Origin of the sequence: Mastigocoleus sp. MO_188.B34 (assembly GCF_030065675.1) — a bacterium.
Classification (GTDB): domain Bacteria; phylum Cyanobacteriota; class Cyanobacteriia; order Cyanobacteriales; family Nostocaceae; genus Mastigocoleus.
On the sequence record NZ_JASJDK010000194.1, the window covers coordinates 1 to 10,036 of the forward strand.

8 protein-coding genes are annotated in these 10,036 nt (G+C 36.3%); 5 read left to right on the top strand and 3 right to left on the bottom strand.

The genetic code is table 11. The features are described 5' to 3' along the window. Positions 1–127: 127 nt before the first annotated feature. A complete protein-coding gene (locus QNJ50_RS27335; protein ID WP_300641957.1) occupies positions 128–1,948 on the bottom strand; it encodes an ABC transporter ATP-binding protein in 1,821 nt (606 codons plus the stop codon). Positions 1,949–2,055: 107 nt separating this feature from the next. On the opposite strand from QNJ50_RS27335, the gene QNJ50_RS27340 reads away from it, so the two are divergent. Together QNJ50_RS27340 and QNJ50_RS27345 are read left to right on the top strand one after the other, a co-directional pair. After that, entirely contained in the window at positions 2,056–2,904 is an 849-nt protein-coding gene (locus QNJ50_RS27340) for a prohibitin family protein (RefSeq protein ID WP_300641960.1), read from the top strand. A gap of 184 nt (positions 2,905–3,088) precedes the next feature. After that, positions 3,089–3,505 (top strand): DUF1824 family protein, encoded by a 417-nt coding sequence (locus QNJ50_RS27345; RefSeq protein ID WP_300641963.1) that lies wholly within the window; start codon positions 3,089–3,091, stop codon positions 3,503–3,505. 909 nt (positions 3,506–4,414) lie between these two features. Here the strand turns inward: QNJ50_RS27345 and QNJ50_RS27350 are convergent. Further along, entirely contained in the window at positions 4,415–4,546 is a 132-nt protein-coding gene (locus QNJ50_RS27350; protein WP_300641966.1) for a hypothetical protein, read from the bottom strand. 351 nt (positions 4,547–4,897) lie between these two features. On the opposite strand from QNJ50_RS27350, the gene QNJ50_RS27355 reads away from it, so the two are divergent. Together QNJ50_RS27355 and purT are read left to right on the top strand one after the other, a co-directional pair. Beyond that, the gene (locus QNJ50_RS27355) at positions 4,898–6,829 is read left to right on the top strand and encodes an ATP-binding cassette domain-containing protein (protein ID WP_300641968.1); all 1,932 of its coding nucleotides are present in this window, start codon (positions 4,898–4,900) and stop codon (positions 6,827–6,829) included. A gap of 277 nt (positions 6,830–7,106) precedes the next feature. Next, positions 7,107–8,282: a formate-dependent phosphoribosylglycinamide formyltransferase gene (gene purT, locus QNJ50_RS27360; protein WP_300641972.1), complete on the top strand. Its 1,176-nt coding sequence runs from the start codon at positions 7,107–7,109 to the stop codon at positions 8,280–8,282. Positions 8,283–8,392: 110 nt separating this feature from the next. Here purT and QNJ50_RS27365 read toward each other — a convergent pair whose 3' ends face one another. Then, the gene (locus tag QNJ50_RS27365; RefSeq protein WP_300641977.1) at positions 8,393–9,292 is read right to left on the bottom strand and encodes a glycine betaine ABC transporter substrate-binding protein; all 900 of its coding nucleotides are present in this window, start codon (positions 9,290–9,292) and stop codon (positions 8,393–8,395) included. Between the two features lie 127 nt (positions 9,293–9,419). Between QNJ50_RS27365 and QNJ50_RS27370 the strand changes: the two genes are divergently transcribed. Continuing rightward, positions 9,420–9,770, top strand: coding sequence for a hypothetical protein (locus tag QNJ50_RS27370; RefSeq protein ID WP_300641980.1), 351 nt, complete (start codon positions 9,420–9,422; stop codon positions 9,768–9,770). The last annotated feature ends 266 nt before the right edge of the window (positions 9,771–10,036 follow it).

The window sequence follows — 10,036 nt, forward strand, 5'->3', positions numbered from 1 at the left end:
TCTGGTGGTTTTTGCGTCATGGGTCATATTCTACGATACATCCCCTACATTTGTTCCTTCTTCTTTTTTCTTCTTACCCCGATTTACTGAGCGGATACAAACACTTTGTGTAAAGATGATGATGGTATCAATCATCGACTAACTTCAAACCCGATTGTACTCGCCACAAACTTGCATAAATCCCATTGTCTGCTATCAACTCTTCATGGGTTCCAGATTCTACTAGTTGACCATATTCCATAACATAAATACGGTCGGCATTACGAATAGTTGAAAGACGATGAGCGATCGCAATTGTGGTTCTATCTACAGTAATGCGCTCCAAAGAACGTTGAATTGCAGCTTCTGTTTCATTATCTACAGCAGATGTTGCTTCATCTAAAACTAAAATTGGCGGATTTTTCAATACTGCTCTGGCGATCGCAATTCTCTGTCTTTGTCCGCCAGATAATTTTTGTCCCCGCTCGCCAACTATAGTGTTATACCCTTCAGGTAATTGAGTGATAAATTCGTGAGCTTCTGCTACTTTCGCTGCATTTTGAATTTCCCGATCTGTAGCCTCAAATTTGCCGTAAGCAATATTTTCCGCGACTGTTCCATGGAATAAAAATACATCCTGACTAACTAAACCAATACAGCGACGTAAATCTGCCAAATTTAAATTATTAATATTAATTCCATCGAGGAGAATCTTACCCGAACTGAGTTCGTAAAATCGAAGTAAAAGTTTAATTAAAGTACTCTTACCGGAACCTGTAGAACCAACGATCGCAATAGTTTTTCCTGCAGGAATCTGCAATGACAGATTTTTAATCACACGATAGCGGTCTTTATAGGCAAAAGTAATATTATCAAATAGTAATTCACCTCTGACATTCTTTGTAGGTAAAGAAATATCTCCATGGTGAATAGTAATGGGAGTATCCAATAAATCCATTACCCTATTTACAGAAGCCATTGCTCGCTGATACAGGTCAAAGGTATTTCCCAGTCTTGTTAAAGGCCAAAGTAATCTTTGAATTAGATATACTAAAACGCTATATGCCCCTACAGATAAATTACCGTTAACTGCTGAGATTCCACCAAAGACCATTAGGGCGGTAAAACCAACCAAAATAAGCATGCGAATTAGAGGAGTAAAAGCAGCCGAAAGTTTAATCGCTCGAGAATTAGACTGGCGATATGCTTCACTTTCTCTGTTCAAACGGGCGCTTTCATATTCTTCAGCAACAAAACTTTTGATTGTAATGATACCGCTCAAATTATTGGCCAAGCGGGAATTTAAAAAACTGACTTTCTCTCGAACATCAGCATAACGAGGCGCAAGTAAATTTTGAAAGGCAAAGGTACCCCAAAGAATTGCAGGTATTGGCAACATGGCCATCCATGCTACACTGGGAGCCAAAAAGAAGAAAGTACCACTGACAATAATCACTGTAGTTAGTACTTGGAGGATGTCATTCGCTCCCACATCCAAAAATCGTTCTAACTGGTTAATGTCATCATTAAGAATAGACATTAAACCGCCAGTGCTACGTTCTTCAAAATAAGCTAATTCTAAATTTTGTAAATGCCCGTAAGCATTTAAACGCAGATCGTGTTGGATATTCTGTGCTAAATTACGCCAAAGTCTTTCGTATGCATACTCAAATGCTGATTCTAAAACCCAAACGATGACAGTTAAAAGCGAAAGAAGAACAAATTGTCCGAATATATCTTTAACTCCCCATCGGGCAATGATAGAATCCTGCTGGTTGACAACTACATCTACAGCGATACCAATTAAAGCTGGTGGTGCTAAGTCAAAAAGCTTATTGAGGATAGAACAAGTTGTTGCTTGCCAAACTTGTTGGTGATATTTGTGTCCGTAGTCAAGCAAACGCTTTAGGGGATGCACGGAACGCGAGTTTGTATTTGACGATCCAGAGGATTTAACTACAGTAGTCAAGGCTGGAAAAAAGTTTACCTCAAACTGATATTACCACGATTAATAGCACTAAAGTATTAGTGAAGATCGAGTAGGATATCTGAGAATCAATCAAAGGAGACAGAAGGGTGAAAAATCAGCAGATTGGTAATTGGCAGAGTTTACTAGCAGGAATTTTGACTTCATTACTTATAATTCTCAGTATTAATTCCTTTGTGATTGTGAACCCGGGAGAAGCGGGTGTACTGAGTATATTAGGTAAAGCAAGAGACGGAGCTTTATTAGAAGGTTTTCATGTTAAACCGCCATTTATTTCGACTGTAGATATATATGACGTTACAGTGCAAAAATATGAGATTCCAGCCCAGAGTTCAACTAAAGACTTACAAGAATTAACTGCTAAATTCGCAATTAACTTTCGAATCGACCCAACCCAAGCGGTAGAAATTAGACGCAAACAGGGGACTCTACAAAATATTGTGACTAAAATTATTGCTCCCCAAACCCAAGAATCATTTAAAATAGCAGCCGCAAGGAGAACAGTAGAAGAATCAATTACCCGCAGAAGCGAACTTAAAGAAGATTTTGATAGTGCATTAGGGGAACGTTTAGATAAATATGGAATTATCGTATTAGATACCAGCGTTATCGACCTAACTTTTTCTCCCGAATTTGCCAGAGCTGTTGAGGAAAAACAAATTGCAGAACAAAGGGCACAAAGAGCAGTATATGTAGCCCAAGAAGCAGAACAAGAAGCACAAGCAGAAGTTAATCGCGCCAAAGGTAAAGCAGAAGCTCAAAGACTTCTAGCAGAAACCCTAAAAGCCCAAGGTGGCGAATTAGTACTACAGAAAGAAGCAATTGAAGCCTGGAAAATGGGTGGCGCTCAAATGCCGAGGGTTCTAGTAATGGGTGGAAGTGATAAAAATAGTAATAGCGTTCCTTTCATTTTTAATACCGGAAACCTTCAGAACTAGTTTGGAATCTAGACTAGATATAGCAGTTCTCCAGACCATGAATATACAAATCCTTTATGGCTGCCGAAATTACTATTGCTTCTAAAACCAGAGACAGTTGTATTGTATTCGTATGAGAACTGCTATATTATCGAATCTAAAATCAAGCAACAACACCAAGTAAGTGAGTTCATAATCCAGGTTTATGACCAGTAAAAATCAGAATCATCTCGGTCTTTCAGAAGCCAAAAGAATTTTAAACAAATTCAATTGCGTAGATGTGGCACCACCGATTAAGCAATCAGATAAAATCCGGATTCGCTCGGCTTTGTTATTGCTAGGAAATCTTTCTGATTATCAAATTTTAGGAATTTGTGCTGAGACTGCAGAAAAAGGCATACTGGCTATGAAAACTTATTCTCGTGCTTTTGGTTACGAAGCTCCTAGTAATTTACCCCATATTGATGGTCCAGTTTACATTAAGTTAAACGGTAAAAATGGGGTATGCCATATTGATTCCTATCTCGGACATCATCGTGGTGTTTTAGTTTCTTGTCAGTCTTATTCCGAACAGGGAGTCAATGAGATGTATGGTCATTTACCCCTAGATTTATTTGTTTAATTCTGAGGTCGCAGATAGAGCAGGTAACGTAATTAGAAATCAAAAAAATCGGATGGAGCCATACAAGGCAACAAAATATTCTCCACTTATTGTAGAATCTCTCACAGTTTTTTTTACTCACAAACAATAATAGGACTTACGCATTGACAGAATGAGGAAAATATGAGGTATGTATTTTAGGTATTAAATATCAATTTTCCGATACTTTTTATGCAATTACTTTAATTATGGAATTATTGACAATAGTCTGAAACAAAGTATTTTCGTTCATTTAGAGTAGTAAATTTGTACGATGCGTAAGTCCTAAATAAATGGAATCAATACTTTTCTGTATATTTTCCTCAAACAAGTAAGGTAAAGCGATTTAATGTAGTGCAAATATACTAAAATAGCCTTAATGGCTTTTATCACTACATCATTCAACAAAAAATATTGAGTACCTAGTTTTATTAGGGTTCACTAAAAAATAGATCCCTACTTTTTAAGAGATGTACTATCTACCACGGGATCGCTATTTTGTGCTTTTTTCAACTGACGAATAAGAATATTTAAGGTGGTTATAACAACCAGAAGACTCAAGAGTTCCAAGTTCAGAAATTTAATGAAGGTTACTCTTGGTGAAGATTGTAATGTCTTCCACAATGTATGAAGAACAATGGCTGTAACAAATACTTTTAAAACTTGAAAATTAAACTTGAAAATTAAACTTGAAAATTAAACTGGATTTTATCTGCTTTAAGCCACTCTCTTCAAAGTATAGAGCAAATCGACCCAGTTCAAGCAGCATATGCTGCAGGTGATAAAAGTCCCCTAACGAGCGAGCGATAACGTTCTTGTGAATAGTTATGTTATGGAGAAATAAGTTTAGCACTTTCCTCAATCAGGCTAACTGCTAATATTGGTAGGAAATCAAGATTTTAGTACGTCATATTCGAGAATTCCCGCTACGACGATACCGATCGCTCCACCTCCAAGAAAACAAATAGCTAGTGGAGATAAAGAAGCTTCTCTGCTCGGTAAGAATTCATAAACGAAGAACATAAAAGTTACCGGTACGAGAAAAGACCCAAGAAAAATAATGCTAGGAACAAAATTCAGATTACTAGTAAAAAGTAGAGTCTTTTCAATCGCGTACAATATATAGAAGCCCACAGATAAAAATTTGAATCTATCCACAAGACAGTAAATTCATCAACCCAAACCCCAAGTTTAAAAATCAGTTACATACAATCAATTCAACAATGTATTTGCACTAATTTACCTTCAGCCAAATATGAAAAGGTCTTTACCAAAGTGGTTAATTGTCGAAAAATCCATAAATATTGTAAAATCTTTAAGCCAAAATATAAATATTAAATATAAGCACCAAATAAGCACTAAATATTAAATACTATGAGTATTGTTACGCTACAATCAGTAAAGAAAGATTTTGGCATCAAAGAAATTCTCAAAGATGCAAATTTAAGTATCGATAATAGCGATAAAGTTGGTTTAATTGGCATTAATGGTTCTGGTAAATCGAGCTTATTAAAAATAATTGCTGGGATAGAATCAATTGATAGCGGTCAAATTTTAGTAAATTCTGGTGCCAATATCGTTTATTTACCACAAGATCCAGATTTAAATGAAAATTACACCGCTTTAGAACAAGTTTTTGCTGACCGTGGCGAACAAATCGATTTAGTACGAGAATATCAAGAAATTTCCGATAAATTAGCCCATAATCCAGAAAATTCCCAGTTAATGTCTCGTCTTTCCACAGTCATGCAGCAGATGGAAGCAAATGGTGTTTGGGATCTGGAAACAAATGCCAAAATTATTCTTTCTAAGTTAGGAATAACAGATTTTAGTGTAAAAGTTGGTAGTCTTTCTGGTGGTTATCGTAAACGTATTAGCTTAGGATCAGCTTTACTTTCTGAGCCAGATTTATTATTAATGGATGAGCCAACCAACCATTTAGATGCTAATTCTGTAGAGTGGTTACAAAGTTATTTAAAACGCTATCGTGGTGCATTATTATTAATAACTCACGACCGTTATTTTTTAGACAAAGTAACAAACAGAATTGTAGAAATAGACCGAGGAGATATTTATAGTTTTACAGGTAATTATTCATATTATTTAGAAAAGAAAGCTTTAGCTGAAGAAACTGCTGTAACAACTCAACGCAAACATCAAGGAGTACTGAGACGCGAGTTAGAATGGCTTAAAAGAGGACCCAAAGCCAGAAGTACTAAGCAAAAAGCAAGAATAGATCGCATTCAGGAAATGCAAAATACTGAGTTTAAACAAGCTCAGGGTAAAGTTGATATGTCGACTGTTAGTCGTCGTATTGGTAAAAAAGTTATTGAGCTAAATAATATTGCTAAATCTTACGATAGTCGTATTTTAATTAAAGATTTTAGCTATGAGTTTAGCCCAGAAGACCGCGTAGGGATTATTGGTGGTAACGGTGCTGGTAAATCAACTTTAATGGATATCATCACCGGACGCGTACAACCTGATTCCGGTACTGTGGACATTGGTTCGACCATTCATATTGGGTATTTCGATCAGCACTCCGAACAATTATTAGATGCAATAGATCAAAATCAACGGGTAATTGAGTATATTAAAGAAGAGGGAGGGGAATACATCAACACGACGGATGGAAACAGGATTACAGCCTCTCAAATGTTGGAGAGATTCCTGTTTCCTCCCAATCAACAATATGCTCCAATTCATAAGCTTTCAGGTGGAGAAAAACGGCGCTTATATCTGTTGTGTGTGTTGATGAGTGCGCCAAATGTTTTAATCTTGGATGAGCCGACTAACGATTTAGACGTTCAAACTTTGGCAGTACTAGAAGAATACTTAGAAGATTTTAAAGGTTGTGTCATAACAGTTTCTCACGATCGCTATTTCTTGGATCGCACCGTAGATAAAATCTTTGCTTTTGAAGGATCTGGTAAACTACGACAGTATCCGGGTAATTATTCTGTCTATTTGGATTATCAGCAAGCTGAAGAGAAACAGCAACAAAGTATAGCTGCTAAGGAAAAAACTAAAAAAGCAGAATCAGAAACAACCCAGCCAAAAACCCAAAAAGTTGAGAAGAAGAAGAAACATAGGTTATCGAATTGGGAAAGGAAGGAATTTGAGCAGTTAGAGGAAAAAATTTCCCAACTCGAAAATCAGAAAGCAGAAGTAGAACGGGAAATGACAAGTGTTCCTCCCGGAAACTATACGCAAGTCCAACAACTCTACGAAAAAGTAGAAGCACTTAAAGAAGAAATAGATCGAGCAACTGAACGTTGGATGGAATTAGCAGAGATTGATTCCTGATTAGAGATATTAGTCTTTGAATATAGTTTTTAATTATTGTAATAACTCGGTTATCTTATTTTCTCCGAGTACTATTACCTGTTTTGAAATATGCACAATCTTTTTTTACCTAATCTAGTTGATAAATACTAAAAATAATTGGTATTTAGCAATTGCATATTAAGAATTGGTAATCGATAATTGATCTAGGTTAAGAGATTGCGTTCAAAATTTGGAACTTAAAGTGACTTCCCTATCTCCCATGACCATACTTAACAATTTTATTTAAATTGGAAACATGAAAAACTCGGTGAATCTACCTCAAAAGTTAATGTTATTGGGTTCAGGAGAACTAGGTAAAGAATTTGCAATAGCTGCTCAAAGACTCGGTAACTATGTAATTGCTGTCGATAGATATGAAAATGCACCTGCGATGCAAGTTGCCGATCATTCAGAAGTAATTTCTATGCTCAGTGGTGATGACTTAGAAAGAGTAGTTAGTAAACATCAACCAAGGTATATAATACCCGAAATTGAAGCCATTAGAACGGAAAAGTTACAAGAATTTGAACGACGCGGAATTACTGTTATTCCCACAGCTGCTGCTACAAACTATACAATGAATCGTGACAGGATTCGGGAATTAGCGCATACAAAATTAGGTATTAGAACTGCTAAATATAGTTATGCAAATAACCTAAAAGAATTGATTGCTGTTAGCGAGCAAATTGGATTTCCTAACGTAGTTAAACCTGTAATGTCTTCTTCAGGTAAAGGTCAATCTATAGTTAAAAATAAAGCCGATGTAGAGGAAGCATGGAATTATGCAATAGCTGGTTCCCGTGGCGATAATCACAAAGTAATTATAGAAGAATTTATTGATTTTGAAGTCGAAATTACTTTACTAACAATTAAACAATGGAATGCACCAACTCTCTTTTGTCCTGCGATCGGACATCGTCAAGAAAGGGGAGATTATCAAGAATCTTGGCAACCTGCTGAAATTCCAGAAGGTATGGTGACAAAAGCCCAAGAAATTGCAACGAAAATTACTAATTCATTGGGTGGTGCAGGAATTTTTGGGGTAGAGTTTTTTATCACTAAAAATGAAGTGATTTTCTCTGAACTTTCTCCTCGTCCTCACGATACGGGGATGGTAACCTTGATATCTCAAAATCTTAATGAATTCGAGTTACATCTTCGAGCAATTTTAGGTTTACCGATTCCGACAATAGAATTATTTTGTGCTTCGGCTAGTGCAGTAATTTTGGCTGCTGAGAAATCTGATTCTATTATTTATACAGGTTTAGCAAAAGCACTCGCAGAACCAGATGTTGATATCCGTTTATTTGGTAAGCCCACAGCCCATCCCTATCGACGAATGGGTATAGCTTTAGCTAAAGCCAGAACTGTCAAACAAGCACGAGCAAAAGCAACTGAAGCTGCAAGTCAAATTCAAGTTGTTAGCGTGTAATATTTTTTGTACTTTGCTATAAGAAACAAAAAAGACAAAACATCAACAGGATCGGGGGCACATTTGTGCCCCATAGGATAACCAGAATAATATTTTTTAATTGTCTGTTATTAAGCTAAACCTTTTAACTTACGAAATTCTTTGACAACTTCTTTAGGATTTCTTAATTCTCCCTCAACTAGATAATTGAGTCTGCTCATTTCTTCAGCATTTATTTTCCCAGTTAACTGTGAAAGAGACTTTTCAAGTTCTGGATATTTCTTCAAGGTCTCTTTACGAAAAACTGGTGTAGCCTCATAGGGGGGGAAATACTTTTTATTGTCTTCGAGTACTACCAAACCCAAACGAGAAATTTGCCCATCAGTAGAATAACCGGCAACCATATCTACTAAATTTTGAGTAATGGCTCGGTACAATAAACCTTTATCCATCTGCTGTGGTGAGCGAGCAAAATTCAAATTATAGGTCTTTGCTAATCCGGGAAAACCATCTTCGCGCTCCATAAATTCATATTCCACTCCAGCACGCCATTGGGGTGCATATTTTTCGGCATCAGAAAGATTTTGCAGATTATATTTCTCTGCATCTGTTTTACGAACAATCATCGCATAAGTATTTTCAAACCCTAAAGGTTCCATTACTTTCAAATTAAACTTCTTGTCGTAATCTTCCTTAACTCGCCGGAAAACTTCTTGAGGGTCACTAACGACTTTCTGCTTTAAAATGGCATTATAAGAAGTTCCCGTATATTCAACATAGCCGTCAATATTGCCGGTTGTAATTGCTTGATGACAGATAAAGGTACCACCCAAACGGGGACGCAGATCAACTTTTAGGTTCGTTGTTGCTTCAATATGCTGCGCTAGGAGTTCCCCTAGAATATCTTGTTCTGTAAAAGCTTTTGAGGCAATAATAATATCTCCGCCACCAGTAGGGTTATCTATCGAACAACTAGCGATCGCTATTACAAAAGCAAAACTAATAAGAAAAAAACTAATAAACTTCTTCATATATTTATCACAGTGACTTTCGAATTACTTTTTTACAGTTTTACAGTTAACAGTTTATGGTGTACGACTGACTCACGCTAGGGCAAGGTATTAACGACAGTTAGACGAATCATAAGGGAAAATAAGTATGGTGGAATATAAAATTGATGAATCTTTTGTAACACTTGAAATCAGGGGGTGGGACAGAATTTGGTCATTGAAGGGAACGCTCAAAATTAATTTTGAAAATATAAGTGGAATTCGCCGTATTGCTGATGGCGACAGACCACCATGGTTAAGGGCTCCAGGAACATATTGGCCTAATTTAATTACTGCTGGAACCTATCATGGAAAAGGTAAGAAAGAATTTTGGTGTACCAGAAATAAAAAGAATACCGTAGTCATCGATCTTACTGGTGAAGATTACACCAGAGTTGTGGTCGATATTGACGATGATATAGATAGATTAATAGATTCTATTCAATCGAAAATAACCTAGAATATATTTTGATTTTATACTCGAATCTTCACGACTTTTCTGACTAATGTGGGAATAATAAATATTAATATTTTGCTCGACAGGTTCAATATATCTGTAGACTTCAAGTTTCGATTCTACTCAAGAGTCTAAAAATCCTACGATAGTCATCCTAAATAATTCATGTAAAAATCGTATCCGCTCAGTAAATCGGGGTAAGAAGAAAAAAGAAGAAGGAACAAATGTAGGGGATGTATCGTAGAATATGACCCATGACGCAAAAACCA